This window comes from Armatimonadota bacterium, assembly GCA_013314775.1.
GTDB lineage: Bacteria > Armatimonadota > Zipacnadia > Zipacnadales > JABUFB01 > JABUFB01.
Genome location: JABUFB010000013.1, coordinates 85,619 through 111,510, shown reverse-complemented (window position 1 = coordinate 111,510; position 25,892 = coordinate 85,619). Strand labels below are relative to the sequence as shown.

Genomic DNA, 25,892 nt, shown 5'->3' with positions numbered 1-25,892 from the left:
ACCAGTGCAACTCGCTACTCCCCCTCCGCGCTTCCCGTGAAAGTGTTGAAATTGCTCCATGGATCCTCGCTGATGGCGTGCTCGCCGATCTTGTCCAGCACGATCCGCCCCTCGCGCTCCAGGACGAACCGCTGCTCGCCGATGGATGCCGGGGTCTCAAGGTGATGCACCCCGGCGGCGAGGTCGAAGTTCGCCCGCGTGTCGCCGCTGTGCACAATGAGCCTCGCCGGAGCCTTCAGGAAACAGGACACGAACACGCTGTCGTGCAGTGCGTCTGCGCGGCCCGGTCTGCCCTTCGCGTCGCTGCCTGGCTTGACGCTACCCTCCACGGACTTTGGGTGCAGGCGGTAGCAGTAGAAGACCTGGTCGCGGGTTATCTCCGGTGGAGAGCCGGTCTTGTACCAGTCGATGTAGTAACGACTTGCGTCCAGATAGGCCACGTGGTTCAGCATGGGCCCCCAGTGGCCGCCCCAGTGTTCCGTGTCGCCCGGTTCGCCGAAGGGCGCCACGTAGCTGGCCTCGCCCCAGTCGTTCCAGGTGACGATCTCCACCCAGGTGGCTTTGTGTTTGATCGCCGCTTCCCACTCCAGCGCCATGCCCTGGAAGCCGAGGGTTTCGTAGACCCGGTAATTGCCGCCAAAGCCCCGGTAGAAGGGTGTCACCGATGCCATGAAGATTTTCCCCGCGCCCACCCACTTGTCTGCCAGGAGGGCATTGCAGCGTGCAAGCTCTTCGCCAGTCCCGGCCGCGCCGAAGTAGAAGAACCCGTCCAATCCGGGAAATGTGTCGAAGACCTGGTCGGCGTGGAACTGCTGCGGCTGCTCGGTAATATTGGGCCGCGGGTAGAAGTAGGGCACGAAGACAACGTTGCGTCCGCCTTTGCCGTCAGGGAACTCACTGTCCAGGAAGGCGATCAGTTCCTTCCCGTGGGAGTTGTCCCTGCCCTCGCCCGCGAAAGTGGACAGCACAGGCTTCCCGTCCCAGCGGAACTGGTTCGGGTGGTCACGGAAGGTGGTGATCATGTCCCGGGTCTCTTCGAAGGTCAGGCCCGTGGCGTAGTCGGCGGAAATCATGAGCAGGAAGCCGGTGCCCAGTTGCTTTGCCGCCTCGTAGATAAGGAGCGTCCGCGCCTTGTAGTGGGGCTCGCGCAGAGACCACCCGCCGCAGTTCAGGGCGAAGCCGTCGATGCCCCGCTTCTGGGCTTCAATGATCTCCTGCTTGTAGTCCTCGATGGTGGCTCCCCCGCCTGCCGTGGGGATGCAGACCATGTAATGTGCGAATACCTTCCGAGTGGGCCGGAAAGCATCGTCGGCCCCAGAACAGGTTGCTGCGATAAACAGGGAAAACAGGATGGCCCAGGGCAATGGGTGCAGCATTCTCTGCCTCGCGTTATGGTGTGTCACTCTTGACCCGTCCAGTCCGGGGGCAAGTACAGGCTCCAGACGTCATTGACCAGCGGCCAGGCATTCCCCGCCACCAGCCAGATGCGATCGTCGAAGACATAGCAGGAGTGTTCGTGGCGCTCAGACCAGATCGTCTCGGTCTTGAGCTGCTTCCAGTTCACCCCGTCCGCGGTGTACCAGACATCGTTCCAGTTGCGCGACGGCTCATTGGACCAGCCTCCGAGCAGCCAGAGACAGCCGCGGTACACCAGGGCCTGGAACCAGATGCGCTCGTGCCAGGGCGCGTGCTCGGTGACGCAGGTCCAATTCGCGCCATCTTCGGAACACCAGACGTCATTGAAGGCCTTGTACACGGGCAGGTAGTTGCCGCCGCCGAAGACGTAGATGCGGTTCTTGAAAACCACCGCGGCATGGTAAGCGCGTGGAGCCCACGGCGCACTCTCGGTCACGCATTCCCAGTTCTTCCCGTCCGCCGAAGCCCAGACGTCGTTGCGCAGGTGGCTGTCATCGCCGAAGAAGTACTGTTCGATGCCGCCGAGGAGGAACATCCTCCCCTTGAACTCCACCGCCGCTGCGGCAAGGCGCGGGCTCCAGGCTGCGTTCGGCGTCACGCAGTCCCAGACCGCACCGTCCGCCGATGACCAGACCTCATTGCTCGCACAAGCGCCTTCCAGCCTGCCCTTGTACCAGCCGCCCATGAACCACATGCGGCCGTTGAAGGTGAGGGTAGTCGGCAGGTCCCCGTGTCTCCAGCCGGCCTCGTGGGTAACCTCGGTCCAGTTGACGCCGTCGCTGGATGCCCAGACGTCCCGCGGACCGACGCTGTTGGAGTCGAACCAGCCGGCCATCAGCCACATCCTGCCATCGTGGACGACCTCACCACACGAATCGCGGGGCGCCCACTGGGCGTGTTCGGATTCCAGGACCCAATTCGGGGCGTCGGCGTTGCTCATGGGTGCCTCCAGCGTACACAAAGTGAGAATGACCATCAGTATGGGCGCACGGTTGTCCTGTCTCAAGGGAGCGGACCTCCATTGCCTGCTTTCCGCGCGGACAGAGGGATTCGGGCGCTCGGAGCGGAACTGTCACCCCGGAACTGCCAGCCGTCACGCGGGAGGTAGTATAGTGCTTCGTCAGATGCTCACCTTGTCCCTGCTCGCCCTCACCATCGTCGGCCTGCGCGCCGAACAGTCTCTGGTCAACGTTGCCGGTCCACGCTACGGTACGAAGGCAGTCGCCGACAGCGCTTTCGCGGCGGACTATGGGGGAGAGAAGGCGGTGGACGGCAGCCTGGAACAAGGCAGCGGCTGCTGGTTTTCGCGGGACAAGACCGACCTGCCCACCGCGATCACATTCGAGTTCGCCGGCCCCACAGACCTGCGCCGCGTGGTGCTGCATCAGGCTTTCTGGCATGGGAACATGTACCACACCCGGGAGTTCGCGCTGGAGACCTCTCTCGACGGCAAAGTGTGGCAGCGCATTGCCACCGGCGAACTGGCCGACGAGAGCCTTGCCCGGGCCGAGGTCAACATGCCTGAGGGCAAGACTCGCTGGCTCCGCATCGTGGTCCTGACCTCCTATAACTCATATCAGACTTGCGGCCTGGCGGAAGTGGAGCTTCTCGCAGCCGGTGTGATGGGCGTCGAGGATGTACGCCTGGAACTCCAAGGCAGGCCCGCGACCGCAACCGCGAGCTACTGCGGTCTGAGCGTGGCTGCCCTCAAGGATGGCCCGCAAGTCATGCTCACTCAGGGCCCCCCAATGGTGCAGGCGGTTCTGGAGCCGGAAGAGACGGTGGCTGCCCGCCTGGCGCTGGTAAGCGTGAATGAGCCACTGCGCATCGCGGCTCGGGCCGCGATTGAGGATGGCCAGGCGCTGGTGGTTGTGTCCGCGGGCAGAGAGCGCCGCGAGTTCCGCGGTCACGGCGGCGAAGCCAGGGCCTTCGAGCTGGATGTGCCCGTGACTACCGGTCGGGTCGAAGTATCTGTGGAGATGCGCGGGCTGTCGCGCGGCACCTGGGTAGTCTTGCGCGACCTGCGCCTGATCTTGCCGGGACGGGAAATGCCCTTGCGGTCAGCGCTGCCTGATCCACCTTTGAGGCTGCCGCCGATCCCGCTGCCCGAACTGCGCCCCGCGATGGAGCAGGCGCTTATCGAAGCAGACTGGCGCATGCAGGACGGAGTCGGAACGCTGAGGTACCCGGTGAGCACCGCGCAGGCTATCGAGACCTGTCTCCAGCGCGGCGGCGACCTGCTGCGTGACCTCAGGGCAGCCGGCGTTCCCCTGCGGGACGAGACTTCGCGCTGGCGGGCGCTGGAGCGGGAATTCGCCGCTCTCAGCGCTGATCAACCGGATGAAGACGCCGCCGTGGACCTTTGGCGGCGGGTGCATGTGCTCAAGCGCGAGATCGCGCTCAAGAATCCCCTGGCGGACGTGGGGCCGCTGGCCTTTGTGAAGCAGGTCCCGGGGGCATTCAGCCACCAGTTGACCCAGTGTTACGGGAGGTATGCCCGGCCCGGTGGGGGAGTGTTCGTACTGGACGAACCGGGCCGGTCCATGAAGGTGCGCGACCTCACGGGCAGCCGGCTTCCCGTGGGGAGCGTGCAGAACCTGGACGTCTCCTACGCTGGCGATCACTTGTTGTTCGCCTTCTGCGAGGCCGACACTCCGCCGGAGAACACGATCCTCGGGCAAGCGGGGCGGTACTACCATCTTTACGCCATGAACGCTGATGGCACCGGGCTGCGCAAGTTGACCGACGGCCCGTACGATGATTTCGCGCCGCGGCACCTGCCGGACGGGCGTATTGTCTTCGTCTCCACTCGACGCGGCGGCTGGCACCGGTGTGGGTACCCGGGCTGCGAGAACTACACCCTCGCGGTTGCTGACGCCGACGGGGCCAATCCGACACCGATTTCGCTCCACGAGACCCAGGAATGGGACCCGACGGTGCTGCATGACGGGCGAATCGCCTACACCCGGTGGGACTACGTGGACCGCAACGCGGTGTTTTTCGAGCAATTGTGGACCACTGCTCCCGACGGCACGCGCCCGTCCATCTTCTACGGCAACCAGACATTCAACCCGGTTGGGTTGTGGGAGCCGAGGGCGATCCCCGGTTCGCGGAGGGTGATGGCGACTGCAGCCGCCCACCATGCAATGACGGCGGGATCGGTGGTGCTGGTGGATGTTGCGGCCGGCGTGGACGGTCACGCGCCTTTGACCCGCCTGACCCCGGAAGTGCCCTTCCCCGAGGGCGAGTTCAAGGTGGAGCCACACTGGTATTCCGCGAAGGCAGAGCCTTTGACCACGCCCGAGAACCTTCGCTGGCCCGGTCATTGTTTCCGCAGCCCGTTCCCGCTGTCCGAAAAGTATTTCCTCGCGGCATACAGTTTCGAGAGACTCATCGGCGAGCCCAAGGGCAATGCGCCCAATATGTTCGGTCTGTATCTCGCCGACGCTTTCGGCAATCGGGAACTGCTCTATAGAGACCTGACAATCGCCAGCCTGTGGCCCGCGCCGCTCAGGCCCAGGGAGCGGCCGCCGGTGGTGCCCGAGGTGTTCGAAGCCGGTCGCGAGGACGACTGGGGCACGGTGCTGCTGCAGAACGTGCAATCCGGGGACCCGCCGCTGTTCGAGCGGGTGCGGAGCCTGCGGATTATCCAGGTGCTGCCCAAGTCTACGCCGGGGGCCGACCGTCCGGCGGTGGGGGTGCCCAGCGGAGCCCCCGGCAAGCAGGTCCTGGGCACGGTTCCGGTGGAGGAGGACGGTTCGGCGTGGTTCCGGGTACCCGCGCGGACCCCGGTCTGTTTCCAGGCGCTGGATGAACGCGGGCAGGCGATTCAGGTGATGCGCAGCCTCACCTATGTGCAGCCGGGAGAGACCCTTAGCTGCGCCGGATGCCACGAGCCGAGAACAAGCACACCCGTGGTGCGCAGAATGGCGGCGCTGAGGAAGGAGCCGTCCACCATCAAGCCTGGTCCCGACGGTTCGAAGCCCTTCAGCTACCCGATTCTTGTGCAGCCCGTGTTGGACCGCGCCTGCGTCGGCTGTCACAGCGGAGAAAAGCCCGGCGGAGGCGTGCGTCTCACTGGCGAACCCGAGGGGCACTACACGGTATCTTACAATGCCCTGGCGAGGCGAGTACCCTATTCCGATCAGGGGAGCCTCGACGCTGTGAGCCGGCCGAACAGGTACGGCGCACGGGGCAGCAGCCTCATGCGTATGCTGTGGGAAGGCCACCACGACGTCAAGCTGACTGAGGCGGAACTGGAGCGGCTCATCACCTGGATGGATACGAATGTCCTGTTCTACGGCACCTTCAAGCCCGAAGACCAGGCGCTGCAGCAAAAAGGCGAGCGCATCGCGGGCCCGGACCTGGAATGATCAGCGGCGGTACAAGAAGGTGTTCACATGCGGCGAAACGCATTATAATACTGCGGTTTGGTCCGTCGCCGGTAACACGATCCGGAAGAGGTGTACAGCCAAGTGAGACTCGACACCCTGCGCCCACTTTGCATGAGCGTACTGCTTCTGAGCGTCGCGGGCTTCGCATTCGCCGCCGACATTGAGATCACCGTGGCCCTTGACCGGCCGGACGGGATCTACAAGGTGGGCGAAGAAGTCACCTTCGCCGTTCACGCGAAGCAGGGAGGGCAGCCGGTTACAGCCGGCGAGTTTGAGTACAACCTGAGCATTGATGGCGCGAAGACGTTGTCCAGTGGCAAAGCGCAGTTCGGTGCCCAAGCCGTGGCCATCAAGGGCTCCCTGGATGAGCCCGGAATCCTGCGGCTCACCGTCACCTCCACGGCCGGCGACAAGCCCGTCACCACATACGCGGGCGCGGCTTTCGACGCGGAGAAGATCCAGCCCACCGCCGTGGAGCCTGAGGACTTCAAGCTCTTCTGGCAGCATAACCGCGAGAAGCTGGACCGGGTGCCGATGGACCCGCAACTCACGTTTTCGCCGAAGAATTCCAGCGACTACGCGACCGTGTACAAGATCAGTCTGGGCAACATCATGGGCACCCGCGTCTACGGGTGGCTGGGTGTTCCCACCGGCAAGGGGCCGTTCCCGGCGATCCTCACGGTCCCCGCGGCCGGCGTCTACCCAATCGGCGCGGACTGGGTGAGTTGGGCAAAGCGGGGGTTCATCGCCATGGGCATCAGCGCCCACAATGCAGACATCGACCTGCCTGCCGAACGTTACGAGGAACTCAAGCAGGGCGAACTGCGCAACTACCCCCACAAGGGCAAGAAGAGCAAGCGCAGCTACTACTTCCTGACCACGTTTGCGGCCTGCATGCGCTCCATTGATTACCTGACCTCCCGCGCCGACTGGAACGGGAAGACCATGATCGTTACCGGCTCCAGCCAGGGCGGCGGACTGTCCATCGTCTCTGCAGGTCTCGACCCGCGCGTGACGGCAATTGCGGCCAATGTGCCGGCCCTGTGCGACCACACCGGCAGGCTGTTCGGCAGACCCTCAGGCTGGCCGCAGCTCATTCCGGCGAATGATGTGGACGACCTGGTGCGCACCACATCGGGCTACTACGACGCGGTCAATTTCGCGCGGTACGTGCAGTGCCCGACGCTCATGTCCGTGGGCCTGGTTGACCGCACATGCCCGGCGACTACGGTATACTCGGCATTCAACGTGATCCCGGGGCCGAAGGAGATGATGGTGTTCCCGCTCATGGGGCACTCGGTAGATCCGAGCTACACTAAGTACCGTGAGCAGTGGATCCTGAACCAGGCCTTCGGCGGTCGTACCGGAGCTGACGAGATCGACCTGCGTTAGCTGTCCATAGGTCGCCCGAGTTTAGAACCAGCGCAGCCGGATCCCCGCAAGGGTGATCCGGCTGTTTGCATTTAGGGTGCGTCCGAGTGCGCTCCTTATCCGGAGCGTTGCACGAAGTTCACCCGAAGATTGGCCAGCAACTGATCAAGCTCGCGCTTCTCCGACGCGTCCAGGTCCGGCTGCAGTCGGGCGATGAGGTCGCCGAGGGCGTCGATGGCGACGCGCGCCTGCGCGAGATCCTGCCGTGTCTCCCCGGCAGGGGTTGCGATGAGGCCCATGGACATCCAGGCCGCTTCTGCAAGCATACTCACAGAGAACCGCAGTATGCCGAAGACGCCCACCTCCGCGAAGCTAGCGGGCTGGGCCTTCGGCGACTGATCCGACGGCTCGCCGGATGATGGCTCGCGCTCTTCCGCTGGCGCTGCAGCTTCGGGTTCTTGCGCTGGCGCTGCAGCTTCGGGTTCTTCCGCTGGCGCTGCAGCTTCGGGTTCTTCCGCTGGCGCTGCGGCTTCGGGTTCGTCCTCGTGCTCTACGCGGCGGTCTACCTTGCGGTACGACGCTTTCTCCTCGTGTTCGCGGTCCTCGGGCATGGGTCAATCCTCCGGACGAAATGCGATTGCCGCATGAAGCGGCACTTTGCTGCGTAAACAAAACCGCTGTCACGATTGTTTCCGAAGGCGGCGCGGCATGAGGGCCGCGACGGATCGGTCTAGATATTTTCCTTATGAAATGTACTAGCAAGAGAGAGATAATATATTATACTAGCGCCAAACCGGGTATGGGGGGCATCTATTACCAGGAGGAATACAGTATGCGCAAGGGTTTCACACTGATTGAACTGCTCGTGGTCATCGCGATTATCGCCATTCTGGCGGCGATACTGTTCCCCGTTTTTGCACGGGCGCGAGAGAAAGCCAGACAGACCTCGTGTCTGAGCAATCTGAAGCAGATCGCCCTGGGCGGGCTCATGTATCTGGCTGACTCGGACGACTGCTTCTTCGGGCACATCCAGGGCACGCGGAACACCTTCTACCCACCGGTGCTCCCGTACATGGACTGGATGCAGCAGATCTATCCGTACGTCAAGAACCAGCAGCTCTACACCTGTCCGTCCGAGCCGACCTACACCTGGAGCACCAACCCCACCGACGCCATGGTCCACGACGCCACCCTGGGCTACGGTCTAAACTACTGGATGACCTTCTATTACTACTACACCGATGCCCACATGGCGAAGATGGTCAAGCCCTCCGAAACCATCTGGTTCACCGACTGCAACTACTATGTGGTGTATCCGTCGTACTACATGTACACCTACCCGACGAACACGACCTACGGCACCAATGGAACGGCGCGCCTGCAGCTGCGGCACAACGACGGCGTGAACGTTGCGTTCATCGATGGTCACTCCAAGTGGCTCAACCGCAGCACTATCGAGGGCGATGTGGGCCTGTACACCGCCTCGCAGATGTGGTGGGGTCGCTAAGCCCATCCGACGCGACCTGCAACGAAGCGCGCGACCGGAGACCCGGTCGCGCGCTGTTTTCCCCACAGGGGGCATCGGTTCAGGCGCCGAGCCCGATGCCCTCCACAGACACTGTCGCCGGACCGTCCCCCTCAATGCTGACCCGATCTCCAAGGAACTGATGGATCACCCAGGCGTTAGTGTCGAGGTGCAACGTGCGTGCCTGCGCCGTGTATCGCGATGTGCCCTCAGCCAGGGCTGCATAGAGCAATAGCTGGTCAGCGAGGTGCCTATCCACGGCAGCGCCGGACTCAATGAACGCCCGGAACTCCTCGCCGGCCTCGGCACCGACTCTTTCGGCGGGCTTGCCGCGCTCACCCAGCGCTCCGGCCCCCGCGTGTCCGGACTCCCAGGTTCCGGCGAGGAGCACCGCCGTTCCCGGTCCACCTTCGGGCCGGTGAGTGGTTCGCCGGGCCCGTCGTGAAAGCTGGGTTGGCAGCTCCTGTAGCGCGCTCGCGAGTTGCCTTTTCGCAATATGCTCAGGCAAGCCGTCCGAGACGGTAGTGACAGCATCCAGGGCGCGCAGGTCGCCTCGGTCTGTGAGTTGCACAGGTTGCAGGTGCCCCTGGAGGGGACTGATCCCGGCAACGATTTCACCCCCTCCGGCGGGGTACCAGCCACCCCGGGCACGCTTGAGGGTGCATTCCGCCCCGAGCCGCCGGATCGCGGGCAGGAACACATGGGACAGATACTCAAAGGTCGGGCTCCAGGGCACATTCGTGCCGCCGCGCAGGGTAACTTGGCTGGGGCCATCGGCAAAGAGCAGCGGGGGCAGGACTGTCTGCAGGACGAGGGACACTGATCCCGCGCTGGCACGGACGTCACTCACATCGAAGAGATAGTCACCGGCCTGGATCGTGCCTGGACGGAATACAACCTGCCCGCTGTTCACCGCGTCCCCGCGCACTTCAGCGCCACAGATGGCGGCTGCGGCCCGCACGCAGGTGACATGCTGTGCGGCGAGCCCCGGCTTCGGGCGCCCCGCGCGAATGTCGGTGATCTGGAGTTCGCAACCAAGCAGCGCGGCCAGGGACAGGGATGTGCGCAGCACCTGTCCGCCGCCTTCGCCGTATGAACCGTCGATATGGACCATTTCCATCCGGCACCCCGAATCGCGCATCGCACTGAATGCCAGTCTGTCACAGGTAATATGCCATAAGTGAGGAACCTTGGTAAGGGGCAACCAGAACGGAGTGGTGCAGAGAATGCCTGTGCAGGTTAGTGATGACAGGCGCATCTTCAGCTTCGAGCGGGGGATGACCCCGGCCGTCGAAGTGGACGCGGGCGAAACCGTGGTGTTCGAGACCCGCGACTGCTACGACGGCCGAGTGGACCTGGACGCCGGGCAGATCAGCGACCGGGGGATATTGCCCAGTTGGTGCAATCCCGCCACCGGGCCTGTGTTCGTGCGCGGCGCGATGCCAGGCGATATGCTGATCGTTCGCATTGAGTCGATCCAGTGCGCGCCGCGAGGGCTGATTTTCGGGGCATCCCGGGACGGCGCATGTCGCGAGGGGAGAGTGATCCACCTCGCGGATGGATTTGCTGATCTGCCCGGGAACCTGCGTATCCCGCTGGACCCCGTCATCGGGGTCATCGGCGTAGCCCCGGCGGGGGACCCTGTGCCGACAGTGACTCCGGGCGACCACGGAGGCAATCTGGACACCACCGACGTAAAAACGGGGAACACCGTCTATCTGCCCGTATCTGAGCCCGGCGCGATGTTCGCCCTGGGTGACGTCCATGCACTTCAGGGAGACGGCGAAGTCTGCGGGCAGGGAATCGAGGCGGCGGCGCGGGTGACCGTGAACCTGCAGGTGATGAAAGGTGCGATGAGCGAGGGCCCGCTCATCAAGACGCCGACACATTGGGCAGTTGTCGCGTCAGGCATTGATCTGGACGCTGCGGCCGAGCTCGCGCTCCTGCGGGCGCGTGATTTCCTCATGTCCCGGGTGGAAGTCAAGGACCACCAGGCGCCGATTCTGCTCAGTACGCTCTGCGATGTTCGTATCGGCCAGATCGTGAACCCACTCAAGACCGTGCGAGTGTGCATCCCCACGCGCATCGCCGGCACGTGGTAAAGAACCAGTATGCGGATGGTGGCTATGAGAGTCCAATGGGCATTGACAGTACTGATCGTGTTTGTGATCTCAGCCGGCGCTGGTCTCTCAGCGCCGCAGACAAGACCCTGGCGCATTGGCGTGGCAGGAGGGTACTCCAACGGTTTCTGGGGCATGCTGGGCCGGGAAGGCCTGCCGCGTGAGCGGATGATGGAGAACCGCGTGGGCGATCCGGCCTATCTGAAGCAGTTCGATGTGGTGCTGATCACCATGCCGTCGGTGGGTGCTGGGACCGTTGCTGCCGCTGTGGAGGAGTTCGTGAGGGACGGCGGGATCGCCGTCACCGAGGGAGCAGTGTGGCCTTCGGAGACGGCGCTGCCTGGCCGCCGCATCACCCAGACCAAGGGCCCGAACTTCGAGTTCGTTGAGGCCGATTCGCCGCTGGGGTTCGGACTGGCTCGGGGCGGCCGCCTACCCACAACCCGTCGCCCCGCCTCGTCGATCATCCCCGCAGCGGGACACCCAGACACATACGTCCTTGCACGGTTCACTGACGAGGGCGCCAATGATGACGTGAAAGGCGTGTTCCGCGACGGAGATAAAGGCTCACCGGGCCTGATTCTGTTCCGGTATGGGGAAGGCTGGTGGCTCTGGTCCGGGACCTGGACCGGTTACTGGACGGCGCTTTCAGGGCCGCATTTCGTTCCCGCAATCCTCGGTTCGCTGGCCTATGCTTCGCGAGGCGAGTTGATCTCCCGCTGGGACAGGCGCGCAGTTGCCGTCGAGGACCTGCTCACCTCTCGGGTTGCGGAGATCAGGCCACCTGATCGCAAGCCGGGGCCGGGCCAACCGGCGGCCCCCGGCGATGGATACCAGGTGCTGGACGACAGCCTGGAACTAAGCGGGGATTTCGATCTCGTCGCCGGCTGGCCGGCAGGATCATCGGCGCGGGTTCTATGCTCCTTCTGGAACGCTGACTGGCAGCGCCGTGTGGATTTCGCCGACGGAATCGTGTGCATCGTCTCGGTCCGAGACGGGATCGAGAGCGTCCTGGCTGCCACCGCGCCGGGGCAGATCGACGGGGCGGTTGACCACGAAATCCACGTCCGCCGGCGCAACGGAGACGTGCTCGTGCGTGTGGACGGTCAGCCGGTCCTGTGCGCGGTGGACGGTCCGCCCATGCAGGGAATCGTGGCCTGTTCGGGACTCATTGATCCGATCTGTCAGCCTGCAGCACCCACGGAGTTCGCTGACGAGTTCATGCGCGCCAATGATGAGGACAGTGACTGGTCGCCGGTCTCGGGGCAGTGGAGGGTGCAGCAGGAAACCGGGGATCGTGGCCAGGGGCAGGTGGCACAGAGCGTCAACCCCTTCCGCTACGAGGCCAACGCCGAGGCCGACAAGCCCGCTTTGTCCGCGACGGGTATGTGGTTCTGGGATGACTACCAGGCCGAAGTGCGCCTTCGCCCAGCGTGCGATAAGGCGGGAATTGCGGCGCACTTCATCTCGGATACAGACCACCTGGCCTTCACCGTGACGCTTCCAGCAGAGGGCAGGGGGCCCGCTGAAGCCCGCCTGATCTGCCGGCGCGGGGGAGAGGAGACGACCCTCGCGACCGGACCATGCGCGGCGATCCGCGGGCAGTGGGCAAAGATCGCCATTCGCGTGTCAGGAGGTTATGTGCAGGGCCTGGTGGACGACGTGGTTGTTCTGCACGCCACCGACCCAGTGCGCGCGACGGGTGGGATCGCTCTTGTAGCGCAAGCAGGACAGGCGCTGTTTGACGATGTTCTGGTCAAGCCGTGGGTGGCGATGCCGACGTCTTGTGACGGTGTCCAGCCGTCAAACTGGATAACCGAGGAGGGGACGCTCCGGAGCGCAGAGGGGGCACCGGGATGGCTCTCACTCACCGGAAGTCCGGAGGCGCGCGCAGTCTCGGCCTGGGAAGGTGGGGCGGCCTACGAAGTGCGTGGGGACCTGTGCCTTGGCACCGCAACCGAGGCGGGGCTGGCCCTGCGCTATACCAGCCCGGACTCATTCTACAGGGTGGCCCTGTGCGAAGATGCGCCCGGAACCCATCGGGCTTCTCTGATCCGCCACGTGCGGGACAAGAGTCAGGTACTGGCCGAGATCAGGCTTGCGGGAGATCGCGATTCCGAGCACGACGTCCTGGCGCGCCTGTCTGACGCTCACATTCAGGTTCGGGTGGATGGCAAGCTGCTCTTTGACGGTATGGATGACGGCCCGCGGCGGGGCGGCGTCGGAATCTGGGCACGAGATGGGCAGGCCCGCTTCGGCGCAGTTGCGGCGCTCCCGGTGGAACCTGAAGAGCAACTGGTGGACGACCTGACCCCGTCCTTCGCCGGCATCATCGACAAGGCGACCTGGGCCGGCAAAGCCAACTTCCTTGTGGCCGACCCCGACGACCTTGCGCTCTTCTGGCACACCGGCGAGTTCGTCTCGGATGTGACTGTGAAGGCCGGTGTCCTGCGACAGCCCGAAGAGCCCGTGACGGTTGCATCGCTGATTCTGGGCGACGGTGAAGATCCGGAGAGCGGCTATGAAGCCCGTTTCGCGCGCACATGGGGTGAGGAGGGGGTCGAATTGACCCTCCTGCGCAAAGGCGAGGCGGTTGAGGTGGGAACGCTTGACGTGCCTTCCGACCGGGATTCCTTTGAGATCGAGTTCGCCCGGCAAAACGGCGCGCTCGTAATGCGGGTGGATGGCGAGACGGTCCTGATCCACAATGACAGCGACCGGTTGGACATGCGCCGCGTGGGCATGAAGCTGGTTGGGTCGTTGCTCCGCCCTGATGATACGCGTATCGAGACCCCGAATGTGCGGGTGTACACCTTCGGTCAAGCGCCCACGGACTGGATCAGTGAGTGCGGCACCTGGGAGGTCGCGAGCCGCTGGTCGTGCAGCCCAGGCTGGACCTGGTTCGCCGGCTGGAGCTTCAAGGACGCCTGGTGCACCAACAAGGAGATCTTCCGCGGGGATCAGCGTCTGGACATGTTCGTGGGCGCGAAGATGGTCGATCTGCCAAACAACCAGAAGCAGGAAGTCCTGCGCGACATCCGTCTGGGGCTCTGTACAACCCCCGGGGACATTAGCAGCGGCTACCGGTTCGTACTGGGCGGCAAGGGGAACACGTGGACCGCCATTCTGCGGGACGGCAAGGTGCTGGCGGAGACCGCATGGGGACTGCCGCAGGGCGGCCTTCATAATGACTGGGCATTGGTATCTGCGGCAAAGCGCGGGAACGTGCTCACGGTATCCTGGGAGGGACACGAGGTCCTTCGAGCCGAGGACCCTGATCCGCTCGCACAGGGGCACGCGGCGATAGGAACCTTCGACAACGGAATCATGGTGCCGAAGATAACTATCTTCGGTCAAGTTGTGGCAAGGGAACCGGTGGAAGCAAACTGACCTGTGGGCCTACCTCCCATGCTTCTCGACGTAGGCCTTCGCCCAGCAGGTGCATTCGGCGACCTTCGGGTCGAGTTTGAGGTACTGCCGCAGGGCCGCCACTGCCGCCTTGGTCTCCCCGGTTCCTTTGGCGTATACGGTCCCCAGGTACAACCATGCGTCGGCGAAGTCGGGCTTGATCTTGACCGCGGACTTCAGGGCACTGATTGCCCGCCCGTACTGTTTCGCTTTGTAGTATGCCCGGCCGAGATTCAGGTATGCTCCGGCGAAGTCGGGCTTGATCTTGATGGCTTTCTGGCACGCGGCGATGGCATCTTTTGTCTTGCCCAGATCAACCAGTGCCGCACCCAGGTTCGAGTGGATTGCCGCGCTACTTGGGTTGATTTCCAGCGCCTTACGCCAGGCTGTGGCAGCTTCCTGCATCTTCCCCTGCCCGTATCGCACTGCGCCCAGACCGGCCCAGGCGTCGAAGCTCCTGGGGTCCATGCGCGTCGCTGATATGAAGACATCTGCCGCAGCCTGGAGTTGGCCCTGGCGGTAGAGTGCCATGCCCTGCCGACACAAATCAGCGGCGGAAGCGGCGAAGGCCACATTCGCTGAAAGGATCAGGCTGATCAGAGCTAATTGCGGTAACCCCGTGCGCCTCATTGAAGTCCTTTCCTCGTCCTTCCGGCTCAACCCCATTATAGACAACACTGGAAGACGGGTGAAGGCTCCCAGCATGCTACGGGCAGGTAAACGGGTTTTGCGCGGGGAACATTGCAGTCTCGGGCAACTATGGCGATGATGCCCTCGTGAGCACACGTTCGAATGGCCGCAGGCGAGAACGGTCGTGCCGTACCGCCGCCGGTGGCCTCAAGGAGGAAGCACCATGCCGGTAATGGACAAATTCAGCCTGAACGGTCGCGTGGCCGCAGTGACTGGCGGCGCCAGGGGAATCGGCCGCGCATGCGCCGACGCACTGCAGGAAATGGGCGCCACACTGGCGCTCATCGATGTGCTGGAGGACCGGGTGAAGGAATCAGCGGACGAGATGGGCGCCGGGACGCTCCCCGTGGCCTGCGATGTAACCGACAAGGCGCAGGTCGAGGCAGCCTTTGCGAAGATCAAGGACTCTCTCGGGCGGCTGGACATTCTCGTCAACAGCGCCGGAATCTGCATCTGGGCGCCCGGCGAGGAGATGGCTGAGGAGGAGTGGGACAAGGTGGTCGACATCAACCTGAAGGGCACCTTCCTGTGCTGCCAGGCTGCCGCGAACATTATGATTCCGCAGAAGGCCGGGTCGATCATCAACATCGCGTCCATGTCCGGGCACATCGTCAACCGTCCGCAGACCCAGGTTGCGTACAATGCCTCGAAGGCCGCGGTGATCCACCTCACCCGCAGTCTCGCCGTGGAGTGGGCACAGCACAATGTGCGCGTCAACAGCATCAGCCCCGGATACACCTTGAGCGAGCTGACGAAGCAGTTCCCGCAGTATTTCGACGGATGGATGCCCTACATTCCCATGGGGCGAATGGCTGAACCCGAGGAGCTTGTGGGCGCGGTGGTCTATCTTGCCTCGGACGCCGCGAGTTACACCACCGGGCATGACCTGGTCATCGACGGGGGCTATACCTGCTGGTAACGGGGCGGGCAGAGGAACATATATGATACGAACAGCCATGGTGATCGCGCTGCTTTCGGCAGTGATCAGTGCCGCCGATGCCGACAGGTTGGCGCTCGCGCGTGATGGACGGCCCGCGGCAACCATCGTGCTTCAGGCCGACGCGGACGGGAAGGTCAAGCAGGCCGCGCTTGATCTACAGAAGTATATCCGGCAGATCTGCGGCGTCACGGTCCCGCTTGCCGAGGACGGCAGACGAGTGGATGGATCGGGGCTGTATATCGGCAACTGTGAGCCCTCCGCGGACGAGGACCTACCCGCGGCGGACCTGAACCCCGAGAGCTACGCGATCCGAGTGCGCGACGGCAATCTTTACTTCGCGGCGCGCTGGCCCACCCCGGTCTGCTTTGCAGTGTACTCCTTCATCGAAGATGACCTCGGGGTGCGCTGGTTCGCGCCGGGGGATCTCTGGGAATGGGTGCCGCAGGGCACACAGGGGGAACTGATCGTCGATGTCAAGAGCCGCGTGGTGGTGCCGGGAACGTCGCCGCGTATCTGGTCCGGCCACGCATGGTTTGATGACTGGAAGGACTGGAATCTGCGCAACAAGACGGTGCTCAGCGAAGTGGTCCCGCGCCGGCAGTTCCAGAACTTCCTTCACAATGTCATCACGCCGCAGAAGTACGGCGAGACCCACCCGGAGTACTTCCCGCTGGTCAATGGCGAGCGGTACATCCCGGAGCCTGGGAACCGCTACTGGCGGCCCTGCGAGAGCAACCCGGAAGTCCAGCGGCTTGTGGTGGAGTACGCCCGCAAATGGTTCGACGACCACCCCAATATCGATAGCTTTTCCGTGGGGATGGACGATATCTCACACCTGTGTAGTTGCGACAACTGCCGGGCCTGGGACCCGGAGCCGGACTCTTACGAGAAGCGGAAGTTCTCGGACCGCCACTACAAGTTCGTGAACATCATCGCGAAGGAGATCGCAAAGACCCACCCAGACCGCTATGTGGGGACGCTGATCTACAACATCGCCCGGGAACTGCCGGAGACGGTGGACAAGCTCGAAGATAACGTTTTCGGGTTCATTACCGAGACCAGCGCCCTGTGGTGGCAGGAGGGCCGGCGGGAAGCCGACCACGAACTCACCCGCCAGTGGGCCCAGCGCTGCAAGCACCTGTCGCGGTACGATTATTACGGCATGGGCACTTTCACGCCGCGCGTGTATCCCCACGCGATGGACGAGCAGATCAAGTTCGATAAGTCGCTGGGGTTGGAGGGCATGTACATCGAGGTCTACACCTTCCTGCCCTTTACCGCGCCGATGATCTGGGCGTGCGCCAAGCTCCAGTGGGATCACACGTTGAATATCGACGATCTGCTGGGAGAGTTCTACACAAAGATGTACGGCCCGGCCGCGCCCATCATGAAGGAATACTTCGACATGCTGGAGCGCGAATGGAACACCCCGCGGGATGGCCGCGTCGGCTGGGTGCACCGCAATATACGCAACCAGGCGCTCGCGGTGTCACCAGAAGCCATCGACCGCGGGATGGAGATCTTGCAGACCGGGATCAACTCCACTGGCGACCCGGACGTTCAGGAGCGCATCGCCATGCACAGAGCCGCGCTGCGTTACGCCGGGTACGCGATCAAGGCGTACAGCCTGTCCCAGGAACTCACGCGGACCGTGGTGGATGACGAGGAGACCGCTGCGGATGTGCTGGCCAAGATCAAGCTCATGGGGGATATGGCGGCGGAGCGGGAAGCATTCTGGGCCGAGTGCCACGCCCGCGACGACTTGCTGGGCGAGAACCTGCGCGGTCTCGGCGACCAGATGGGCTACCTTCAGACCGGCAAGATTACCCAGTTGGAGGCGGGGGCCATATCGGGCGCCATGAAGGTGCTGGCGTGGTACTCGGACAGGGACCCGGCGAAAATGCGGCAAGTGCTGGACAGTCTCGGGGCGGAAACGAACAACTCGGTGGTGGACACCCTCCGTGCGTGGACCTGGGTGCAAGAAAACAGGCCGAAGAGCCTGCTGGTGAACGGCGACTTCGAAGACACGGGCGAGAACGTAGATCGTCCCGAGAAGGACTGGCAGACCGCCGGTGCGCCAAAGGGCTGGTCCACCTGGAGCCGGAACCCGGCCCGGACGCGCTTCGAGACAGTCGGTGGCCAGGGACGTAACGGCTCGGTGGCCGCAGCCATCACGGGCGCGGATTCGGGCGTGTTCATCCAGGACCACAAGGTGAAGCCGGGAGAGAAGTACCTGGTGATCGCCTGGGCCAAGCCTGAGCCGGCTGCGGAGCCGTACACCGTAACGCTCAGCGTGCGGTTCCGCGACGAGAAAGGCGCGTGGCATGCGCGGCGAGACCTGGAGCCGACTGTGACCGCCGCGGGGGAGGACTGGCAGCCACTGGTGGTGCTTGTGACCATCCCGGAGGGCACGGGGAGTCTCCTGGTCATGCCCGGCGCATCGGGGCAAGGCGAGGATGCCAGGGTGTTGTTTGATGATGTGGGGCTCTTCAGGTACGAGGGCTGAGTGAAGCGAAACGCTGCGCGCCGGGCAGAAGATATTCCGCCCGGCGCGCGTTGCTCATATCAGGGGCAGATCTCGGACCAGCCGGTTGCCGTAGCGTGCCGCCGCAGTCACGAAGTTGGAGGGGAAATCTCCGGCGGGTGACCATATCACATACGCCATGCTGCGCATCACGCCAGCTTCGATACGGGCGCGAGTGCGGCAGTGCCCGTCCAGCAGGTAACGCTTGTAGCGATCATCCACGAAGTGCTCCTCAACGATGATCGGGACCTCCAGACGACCATCGCGGACCCGCTCGGCCACGACCTCCAGTTTGTCGGCCTCGATGCCATTCTGGGTGGCGATCAGGTCATGCAGCGACACGCTTCGCATTTCCCAGCGCACGTCAATATGCATCTGCCGGTAGACGCCGAGAATCTCGTCCAGCATGCGCATCTGGCCGTCGTGGGTGACGATGCGGTCGTGCCAGGAGTTCATGGAGCCAGACCTCCTGCGGGCCGGCGAGCCGTCACGGCCGTAATATGACCCGCGCCAGATTCACCATCCATCCCCCGACCACGACGGCAAGCAGCAGCTTCTGCACGTCGTACCTCGCCAATAGTCGCAAGGGGTAAGACCGCGCCGTGACCAGTCCCCAAAGCCCGCAGATACCCACAGCCCAGACGAAAAGGTACGCACCAGGGCCCAGGCAGTGGCAGGCGAAGGCCTGCATGACCTGACCGCGAGCCATGTGGGCGAACGCGGTGGTCATCCCGCAGAGGGGACATGGCAGCCCGGTGAACAGGTGCAGCCAACACGGCGGCGCCAGCATCTGCTGATGCGTGCCGACGCCGCTGGGGTCGGGAATAAGCACGAACGCCAGTGCAATCATGGCGAAGCAGACCGCTGCCACCATGCCCGACACGATGCGGATAACGCCAGGTGTCATTGTCACTCGCGCCGGCACAACAGGGCTATCCGCCGACGATCTGCACGGTGTCACGAGCGATCACCAGTTCCTCATCCACGTTCACCACAACAATGCGCGCCGCGCCACCCTGACTCGAGATGATGCCCTCCTCCAGCGTGGCCTCATTGGCTGCCGTGTTCAGGGAAAGACCCATGAACTCCAGTCCCCGGCAGATCTCGGCGCGCACGGCGGGAGCCTTTTGGCCCACGCTCCCGGCGAAAATGAGCAGGTCGATACCGCCCATGACCGCCGCGTATGCGCCCACGTACTTGCGGGCTCTGCGCGCGTGGATCGCCAGCGCGAGTTGGGCGCGCTTGTGCCCCTCGCCTGCGGCCTGGATGATGTCCCGCAGGTCGGCGCTGATCCCAGAGATGCCCAGCCAGCCGCTGCGGCGGTTGATAATCTCCGTCATCTCTTCCGCGGTCAGGCCCTCCTTGGCCATGAGCCACGGGATCAGCGCTGCATCCATGTCGCCCGCGCGAGTGCTCTGCACAAGGCCCTCGTGCGGAGTAAATCCGGTACTCACATCCACTGAGCGCCCGCGGTCGAAAGCATTGGCGGTGTTCCCGCTGCCCATCATGAGGGTTACGATGCGCAGGTCATCCACCGGTTCGTCGAGGATCACCCGTGCGCGCTCGAAAGCCGACCGGAATGCGATCCCGTGGAACCCGTACCGCCGCACGCCGTGGCGTTCGTAGAATTCGTAAGGCAGCGCGTACGTGTAGGCTTCCGGCGGTAGTGTCTGGTGCAAGGCATTGTCAAAGACGCAGACATGGGGCACCTTCGGCATGACTGCCTGACATGCCCGGATCCCCGCGAGATTGGGCGGGTTATGCAAAGGCGCGAGGTCCGCGCAGTCCTCGATAGCTCGGATGACCTCGGGCGATGCCAGTACCGATCCCGAGTAGTGCTCCGCGGCATGCAGCACCCGGTGGCCGACGGCATCCACCTGCCGAAGGCTCTCGAGCGGACCGCCCTCCGGGCTGGTAAGCGCCTCGAGCATCATCTCGATGCCCACCGCATGATTGGGCACGGGCTGCCCGCGGGTGATCTCGGCCCGGCCGGGCACCCTGTGTCGCAGAATCGCACTCTGCGTGCCCACCCGTTCGATGACTCCGGCGGCGAGAACCTCCTCGCGCGCCATATCAAAGAGCTTGTACTTGATGGACGATGAGCCGCTGTTGAGAACCAGTACGATCATGCACTTCTCGCTTTCGGGTATTGTTCAGTCCAGGACCAGTTCCATGCCCACCGCGAATGGCGTCTCCGCGGATTCCTTGACGATCTCACAGCGGCTCGTCCGTTGGTACACTTCCACCACCTGCACCGTTGCCGCGCGGGCCTTGATGGTCTCGATGACCTCTCCGGTCGCCGGGTCGGTGAGTTGTTTGTCGATCCACAGGCTCAGGCTGTCGCCCAGCTTCACGGAATGCTCGCGCCCCAGGTCGATGAAGATGTCGGGGCCGTCAATGCTAATGACCCGCGCCACAGTATCTGCTCCCGGGATGGGCGGGTACTGGGCCTCGAAGTCCTGGCCGGGGATCGGAAGCATGGCGCGGGTGTCCAGGAAGACCCGGAAACGGTCAATCTCGGCGCGCACCAGCTCTGTAGCCTCCGCCACCGCCAGCCGGCAGGTGTAGGTCTGGATGAGATCCGCGTCTTCCTCGTCGATCTCGTCGCGGGGGTACCATCGGTAGTCGATGCTGCGCACGGCGTCTTCTTCGCGAGAAACGGTCTCGTCGCTGATGTCGAACACCAGCACTTCTGCTCCATTGCGGGCGTCGATCATCCGGACGGAGCCTTCCAGTGCGGTGGTGAAAGTTCGGACGCGGTAAGGAGCAGCCCAGACGAGATCGGGAGAAGGGCTCTTGCGACTGTAAGTCCGTCCTTTCGCCTCAGCTTCCGCTTTCTCGCGCTCGAACTCACGCTGCCGGGTCGCGGAGACTGCGGTCTTCGAGCTCTTCTTGTACTTGATGCGCTCCTCGCAGGTGGTCTCGGCGCCGGTGATGTCCACGTAGACCAGTGCGTCCACGTTCAGGTCTCGGCCCAGATCCCGGGCGCGTGCGCCGACCACAGAGCCTCCCAGCGGCGACAGCGACAGGGACTCGCGCCCCACGACGTTGAACACCCGCAGGTCCACCAGCGCCCTGTAGAGCGCGGCTTCGGCGGCAGTGTTGATCGGCCCATAGTAGCCTTCTGTCGGCAGAGGCAGGCAGGCGATGCTGCGGAACCGCCGCAGGTCCAGGACGTCACGGACGATCGGCTTGTTGAGCGGGAATTCCTCCAGTCGCATGGCCTCGGCGAGGTTCACCTTCAGCAGCTTCTCATTGGGCGCGGAGACCGCCACGCAGGCATACCATTTGGGCACGGGATTCCCCGGCGGGTGGATGGTCTTTGCAGCGATCATCATGCCCGCCTTATTGATCTCCCCTGCAGGCACGGGCAGGTCCTCATCCCAGCTCGGGTCAATCGGCACGCCTTCGGGCGACGTCTGAATCAGGAACAGCACCATTGCCAGGCCGGCGGGAGGCATTTCAACCTGGTCGCGAGGGGTGTCGGGGCTCACCCAGACCAGGTATTGCGGCTTGAGCCCGGACAGGTGGTTCTCGAACACGGCGCGTTCACGGTTGGAGACGATGATGAGTGTGCCCTTGACCGCCTGGCGGGGCAGGACGGCGCCTCCGGCATGGGCTGCCGCAACGACCATGATTGCCGCCAGGCAGAAACTGATGACATTATGGGTAAGCTTCAATGGATCACCTTCTCCCCACATGGACTATGGTGCACTCCCAATTACATCGACTCCGGCTGATCTCGCGGAGTTCAGAGAGTGCGCAGGAAGTTCACGGCCGCCTGGATATCGCCCACCGGGTCTTCGCCGGTCTCACGCTCAATGGCGAAGTACCCGTCGTAACCGGCTTCGCGCAGGTAGCCTACATACCGGGGCCAGTCCACCCAGCCCGTGCCGAGAGGAACTTCCTGGCGCTTGCCATCCGGATGCACCAAGGCATCCTTGGCGTGGGTGTGCACGATGTACTCCGCGAGTGCGCGCGCGCCCTCGTTGGGCTGGTAGCGCTCAATCCACTTCTCGCGGTTGTACTTTTCGCCCAGTTGCTCCGCGTACCGTGCCGGCCAAAGTATAAGATTGGCCGGATCCCAGTTGATGCGGATGCCGTCGTAGCCCACTTCGTGGATGAGCTTCAGCAGGACGTACGGCGGTTCGGGCCCAGTTTCAATGGCCAAGCAGGCGCCCAGCTTTTCACCGTATTCCCCGAGAATGCCCATGCCGTCCAGGAACCGCTGCCAGGCCGGATCGTCCGGGTCTTCGGGCATGATTCCGCAGTGGCCCTGCCAGATATTGCAGCCCAGGTCCGCCGCCAGTTCGAGATTGCGCTTGCCCCACTCCACGTTTTCATCCCAGCCCTCCTCCTCGCCCAGGTCTACGTTGCCACCCCAGCAAGAGATTGCGGAGATTTCCAGCCCCAGACCTTTGACGTGGGCCACCAGGTCCTTGCGTTCCTGGGAGGTCATGGTGCGCGCATCCCAGTCGCCTCCAGCGGTGATGTGAATGGCGGGCACGCCCATCTCGACGACCTTCTTCATGCCCTCATAGCGATCCATGCGCAGGTTTCCGAGCATGACCGCGATTTTCAGCTCAGACATTTCGGTTCCTCCCGGTGGAAAACGGGCGCGTGCCCGTCGCAGATGCGCAACACTTCCCCTTGTGGCGAGGGGAGTCCTCCGCGGGACTGCTCAATACCGTGCCGGCGGGGTGGAGGAATCAGGGGGACCCAAGAGCAATAGTGCGGTGTGAAACGGCCGGCGCGAATGGGGGGCGCGACGGATACATGCTCGCGGAGAGGAACGACATGCCCAACACACTCCACGTGGTCTCGCACACCCACTGGGACCGCGAGTGGTACATGCCTTTCGAGCACCACCGGCTGCGTTTGCTCGCGCTCATGGACCTGCTCCTGGAAATCTTCGAGACCGAGCCGGACTACCGGCATTTCCACACGGACGGTCAGATGATTCCTTTCGAAGACTACCTGGAAGTTCGGCCCCACCGGCAGGCTGAACTTCGGGCGGCTGCGCAAGCCGGAAAGCTGTCGCTGGGGCCCTGGTATGTGCTCCAGGATGAGGCCCTCACCAGCGCCGAGGCCAATGTGCGGAACATGATGTACGGGCTCAAGCTTGCCCGCGAGTTCGGCGAGCCGCTGATGGTGGGCTACCTGCCGGACACTTTCGGGCACTTCTCCCAGATGCCCCAGTTGCTCCGGGGTTTCGGTATTGACAATGCGGTCTTCGGACGCGGCGTGAACCGGTACGACGCTGCGAAAGCCGCGGACCCCGACGCGGAGCCGGGCGAGGTGGGCTACAAGTCGGAACTGATCTGGCGCTCGCCGGACGGCTCCGAAGTGCTGGGCGTGTTCCTGGCCAATTGGTACTCCAACGCCATGGATATCCCGGCCGACCCACACGAGGCGGCGGCTTTCCTGGAACGTGCTCGCGATGCTGCGCAGGCGGTGGCCACTACGCCCGAGCTCCTGTTGATGAACGGGTGCGACCACACGCCGACCCGCCGCGATGTGGGCCGGGTGATCGAAGCGGTTCGCGAGCTCCTTGACGATGAAATCGTGCACACCAGCCTGGCGGGTTATCTCAAAGTCCTGCGTACCGCGGTTGGCGATCTTCAGGCTGCCGAAGGGGAACTGCGGAGCGAGTACACCAATGGCTGGGGCACACTCGCGGACACTCTCAGCGCGCGCCTGTACCAGAAGCAGGCCAACTGGCGATGCCAGCAGCTTCTCGAGCGCTGGTCCGAGCCCCTTTCGGCATTCGCGGCCGTGCTGGGGCAGCGGTATCCCTCGGACGAGCTTTGGTACGCTTGGGCAACGCTCATGAAAAACCACCCGCATGACTCGATCTGCGGGTGCAGTTGCGACGAGGTGCACAGCGAAATGGACGTGCGCTTCGACCGCGTGGAGCAGGTCGGTTGCGCGCTTCGTGATGTTGCCGCGCAGGCCATCGGCGATGCGGTTGACGACTCGAAGGCGCCCGATGACGCGGCCAGAGTGCTGGTGTTCAACCCCACAAGCGGCGCGCGTACTGAAATCGTCACAGTCGACGTGGAGTTCCCCGCCGATCAGCCCTGCGGGAGGATCGCGGTTGTGGATGAGAACGGGACGCCACTGGCGGCGAAGGCTTCACAGAAGGAACCCAGCTGGGGCTACAAGCTGCCCGACGACCGCTTCCGCACTCCCTACGACTGCACCCGGATGGCCTGTCAGGTACTCGTGCCTGATATCCCCGGCGTGGGGTACAAGAGTTTCTATGTGCGTCCTCTTCCCGAACCTGCTACCGATCCCGGACCGGTGATCGGGAACGTGCTTGAGAACGAGTACCTGCGCGTCGAGCTTCGCGAGAACGGGATCCTGGATATCACCGAGAAGGAATCGGGGGTGAGCTTCGCGGGCTTGAATGTCTACGAGGACGGCGGCGATTGCGGCGACGAGTATATTTACAGGGCCCCCGCCAAGGATACAGTAATCCGCACTGACGACCCTTATTCCATGCGGCTTCTGGTACCCACCGACATCGACGGCGCAGAGTTCGACGCTCCCACGCTCTGGGAGGACGGCCTGGGATGCCGCGCCCGAGTCTGCGGCATTCTCACGGTCCCGCGGTCATCGGACCGACACGAACGCGACGAGATGGGCGCTCCGGTGCTGGTGACCATGCACCTCGCACTTCCCCACGGGGCGCGCAGCCTCCAGGTGACAGTCGGAATTGAGAACCACGCGCAGGACCACCGCCTGCGTGCGCTCTTCCCCACAGGCATCGAGACCCAGTGGTGTTACGCGGACAGCCAGTTCGACATTGTGCGCCGGTCCATCCAGCCGTCGCGGGTGTGGCAGAATCCCTCCAACCCCCAGCCTCAGCAGGCCTTCGTGGACATCACGGACGGGGAGAAAGGCCTGTGCATCGCAAACCGGGGACTGCCGTCCTACGAGGTGCTGCGCGACGGGAGCAACACCATCGCCATCACCCTTCTCAGGTGCGTGGGGGAAATCGGCGACTGGGGCAAGTTCCCTACCCCCAACGCCCAATGCACCGGGACCAACCACGCTGAGTATGCGGTCATTCCCCACGCGGGGCAGATTATGGACCCGGAGAACTGCCAAGCGGCGCGCACTGCGTGGGAGTATGCCAACCCCGCATGGGCTACGCAGGTGCGTCATTTCAAGCACCCGCACCCCGAACGCTGGAGCCGTAAACTCCCGGCCACCGCGCGCCTGGTTTCGGTGGAGCCCAGCTGGCTGGCGCTGTCCTCGATCAAGCTTGCGGAGGCCGGCGAGGGAGTTATCGTCAGGCTTTACAACCCCTTCGACCGGCCCACAGAAGGGGCTCTTGAGGCGCTGGTGCCAATTCGGCAGGCCTTCCTCACTAATCTTGCAGAGACGCGACAGATCGAGTTGGCTTGCTCGGGCAAGCGGATATCTTTCGAAGTCCCGGCACGGAAGATCGTGACCCTGGAACTGGTGCCGGAACCCGAGATTTGACGCACACCCGGTG

The 25,892-nt window shown here is 63.7% G+C and carries 18 protein-coding genes; 8 read left to right on the top strand and 10 right to left on the bottom strand.

Features of this window, described 5'->3' with window-relative positions; genetic code table 11:
- Positions 1-14: 14 nt before the first annotated feature.
- Both HPY44_17230 and HPY44_17225 read right to left on the bottom strand, forming a co-directional pair.
- Entirely contained in the window at positions 15-1,376 is a 1,362-nt protein-coding gene (locus tag HPY44_17230; GenBank protein ID NSW57753.1) for a glycoside hydrolase family 71, read from the bottom strand.
- Positions 1,377-1,399: 23 nt separating this feature from the next.
- Positions 1,400-2,422, bottom strand: a complete 1,023-nt coding sequence (locus HPY44_17225) for a galactose oxidase (GenBank protein ID NSW57752.1) — start codon at positions 2,420-2,422, stop codon at positions 1,400-1,402.
- Positions 2,423-2,528: 106 nt separating this feature from the next.
- Here HPY44_17225 and HPY44_17220 point away from each other — a divergent pair, with 106 nt between their 5' ends.
- On the top strand, positions 2,529-5,789 hold the full coding sequence (locus HPY44_17220) for a discoidin domain-containing protein (GenBank protein NSW57751.1): 3,261 nt from the start codon (positions 2,529-2,531) through the stop codon (positions 5,787-5,789).
- A 102-nt stretch (positions 5,790-5,891) separates the two neighbouring features.
- Positions 5,892-7,202: an acetylxylan esterase gene (locus tag HPY44_17215; GenBank protein ID NSW57750.1), complete on the top strand. Its 1,311-nt coding sequence runs from the start codon at positions 5,892-5,894 to the stop codon at positions 7,200-7,202.
- Positions 7,203-7,297: 95 nt separating this feature from the next.
- Here HPY44_17215 and HPY44_17210 read toward each other — a convergent pair whose 3' ends face one another.
- Positions 7,298-7,792, bottom strand: coding sequence for a DUF1844 domain-containing protein (locus HPY44_17210; protein NSW57749.1), 495 nt, complete (start codon positions 7,790-7,792; stop codon positions 7,298-7,300).
- 188 nt (positions 7,793-7,980) lie between these two features.
- Between HPY44_17210 and HPY44_17205 the strand changes: the two genes are divergently transcribed.
- The gene (locus HPY44_17205) at positions 7,981-8,688 is read left to right on the top strand and encodes a DUF1559 domain-containing protein (protein NSW57748.1); all 708 of its coding nucleotides are present in this window, start codon (positions 7,981-7,983) and stop codon (positions 8,686-8,688) included.
- 79 nt (positions 8,689-8,767) lie between these two features.
- On the opposite strand, the gene HPY44_17200 is transcribed toward HPY44_17205, so the two are convergent.
- Complete coding sequence (locus tag HPY44_17200; protein NSW57747.1) at positions 8,768-9,820, bottom strand: RNA 3'-terminal phosphate cyclase; 1,053 nt, start codon at positions 9,818-9,820, stop codon at positions 8,768-8,770.
- 112 nt (positions 9,821-9,932) lie between these two features.
- Here HPY44_17200 and HPY44_17195 point away from each other — a divergent pair, with 112 nt between their 5' ends.
- Positions 9,933-10,808 (top strand): acetamidase/formamidase family protein, encoded by an 876-nt coding sequence (locus HPY44_17195; GenBank protein ID NSW57746.1) that lies wholly within the window; start codon positions 9,933-9,935, stop codon positions 10,806-10,808.
- Between the two features lie 24 nt (positions 10,809-10,832).
- Positions 10,833-14,216, top strand: a complete 3,384-nt coding sequence (locus HPY44_17190; protein NSW57745.1) for a hypothetical protein — start codon at positions 10,833-10,835, stop codon at positions 14,214-14,216.
- Positions 14,217-14,225: 9 nt separating this feature from the next.
- Here HPY44_17190 and HPY44_17185 read toward each other — a convergent pair whose 3' ends face one another.
- Entirely contained in the window at positions 14,226-14,765 is a 540-nt protein-coding gene (locus HPY44_17185; GenBank protein ID NSW57744.1) for a tetratricopeptide repeat protein, read from the bottom strand.
- Positions 14,766-15,087: 322 nt separating this feature from the next.
- On the opposite strand from HPY44_17185, the gene HPY44_17180 reads away from it, so the two are divergent.
- Positions 15,088-15,843: an SDR family oxidoreductase gene (locus HPY44_17180; GenBank protein NSW57743.1), complete on the top strand. Its 756-nt coding sequence runs from the start codon at positions 15,088-15,090 to the stop codon at positions 15,841-15,843.
- A gap of 22 nt (positions 15,844-15,865) precedes the next feature.
- Positions 15,866-18,370 (top strand): DUF4838 domain-containing protein, encoded by a 2,505-nt coding sequence (locus HPY44_17175; protein ID NSW57742.1) that lies wholly within the window; start codon positions 15,866-15,868, stop codon positions 18,368-18,370.
- Between the two features lie 54 nt (positions 18,371-18,424).
- Here the strand turns inward: HPY44_17175 and HPY44_17170 are convergent, their stop codons facing one another.
- From HPY44_17170 to HPY44_17150, 5 genes are all read right to left on the bottom strand, one after another.
- Positions 18,425-18,844, bottom strand: coding sequence for a hypothetical protein (locus tag HPY44_17170; GenBank protein NSW57741.1), 420 nt, complete (start codon positions 18,842-18,844; stop codon positions 18,425-18,427).
- 31 nt (positions 18,845-18,875) lie between these two features.
- Positions 18,876-19,295, bottom strand: a complete 420-nt coding sequence (locus tag HPY44_17165; protein NSW57740.1) for a DUF2752 domain-containing protein — start codon at positions 19,293-19,295, stop codon at positions 18,876-18,878.
- 25 nt (positions 19,296-19,320) lie between these two features.
- Complete coding sequence (locus HPY44_17160; protein NSW57739.1) at positions 19,321-20,517, bottom strand: acetate kinase; 1,197 nt, start codon at positions 20,515-20,517, stop codon at positions 19,321-19,323.
- Between the two features lie 24 nt (positions 20,518-20,541).
- On the bottom strand, positions 20,542-22,068 hold the full coding sequence (locus tag HPY44_17155; GenBank protein ID NSW57738.1) for a hypothetical protein: 1,527 nt from the start codon (positions 22,066-22,068) through the stop codon (positions 20,542-20,544).
- 71 nt (positions 22,069-22,139) lie between these two features.
- On the bottom strand, positions 22,140-22,979 hold the full coding sequence (locus HPY44_17150) for a sugar phosphate isomerase/epimerase (protein ID NSW57737.1): 840 nt from the start codon (positions 22,977-22,979) through the stop codon (positions 22,140-22,142).
- Positions 22,980-23,185: 206 nt separating this feature from the next.
- Here HPY44_17150 and HPY44_17145 point away from each other — a divergent pair, with 206 nt between their 5' ends.
- Positions 23,186-25,879: an alpha-mannosidase gene (locus HPY44_17145; protein NSW57736.1), complete on the top strand. Its 2,694-nt coding sequence runs from the start codon at positions 23,186-23,188 to the stop codon at positions 25,877-25,879.
- Positions 25,880-25,892: the final 13 nt, after the last annotated feature.

Bases quoted from the DNA above. Each gene is read 5' to 3' on its own strand.
- HPY44_17200 (NSW57747.1), bottom strand. From the start codon at position 9,820: ATGGTCCATATCGACGGTTCATACGGCGAAGGCGGCGGACAGGTGCTG.
- HPY44_17230 (NSW57753.1), bottom strand. From the start codon at position 1,376: ATGCTGCACCCATTGCCCTGGGCCATCCTGTTTTCCCTGTTTATCGCA.
- HPY44_17170 (NSW57741.1), bottom strand. From the start codon at position 18,844: ATGAACTCCTGGCACGACCGCATCGTCACCCACGACGGCCAGATGCGC.
- HPY44_17180 (NSW57743.1), top strand. From the start codon at position 15,088: ATGCCGGTAATGGACAAATTCAGCCTGAACGGTCGCGTGGCCGCAGTG.
- HPY44_17175 (NSW57742.1), top strand. From the start codon at position 15,866: ATGATACGAACAGCCATGGTGATCGCGCTGCTTTCGGCAGTGATCAGT.
- HPY44_17210 (NSW57749.1), bottom strand. From the start codon at position 7,792: ATGCCCGAGGACCGCGAACACGAGGAGAAAGCGTCGTACCGCAAGGTA.
- HPY44_17185 (NSW57744.1), bottom strand. From the start codon at position 14,765: ATGGCACTCTACCGCCAGGGCCAACTCCAGGCTGCGGCAGATGTCTTC.
- HPY44_17205 (NSW57748.1), top strand. From the start codon at position 7,981: ATGGGGGGCATCTATTACCAGGAGGAATACAGTATGCGCAAGGGTTTC.
- HPY44_17190 (NSW57745.1), top strand. From the start codon at position 10,833: ATGAGAGTCCAATGGGCATTGACAGTACTGATCGTGTTTGTGATCTCA.
- HPY44_17195 (NSW57746.1), top strand. From the start codon at position 9,933: ATGCCTGTGCAGGTTAGTGATGACAGGCGCATCTTCAGCTTCGAGCGG.
- HPY44_17165 (NSW57740.1), bottom strand. From the start codon at position 19,295: ATGACACCTGGCGTTATCCGCATCGTGTCGGGCATGGTGGCAGCGGTC.
- HPY44_17145 (NSW57736.1), top strand. From the start codon at position 23,186: ATGCCCAACACACTCCACGTGGTCTCGCACACCCACTGGGACCGCGAG.
- HPY44_17150 (NSW57737.1), bottom strand. From the start codon at position 22,979: ATGTCTGAGCTGAAAATCGCGGTCATGCTCGGAAACCTGCGCATGGAT.
- HPY44_17160 (NSW57739.1), bottom strand. From the start codon at position 20,517: ATGATCGTACTGGTTCTCAACAGCGGCTCATCGTCCATCAAGTACAAG.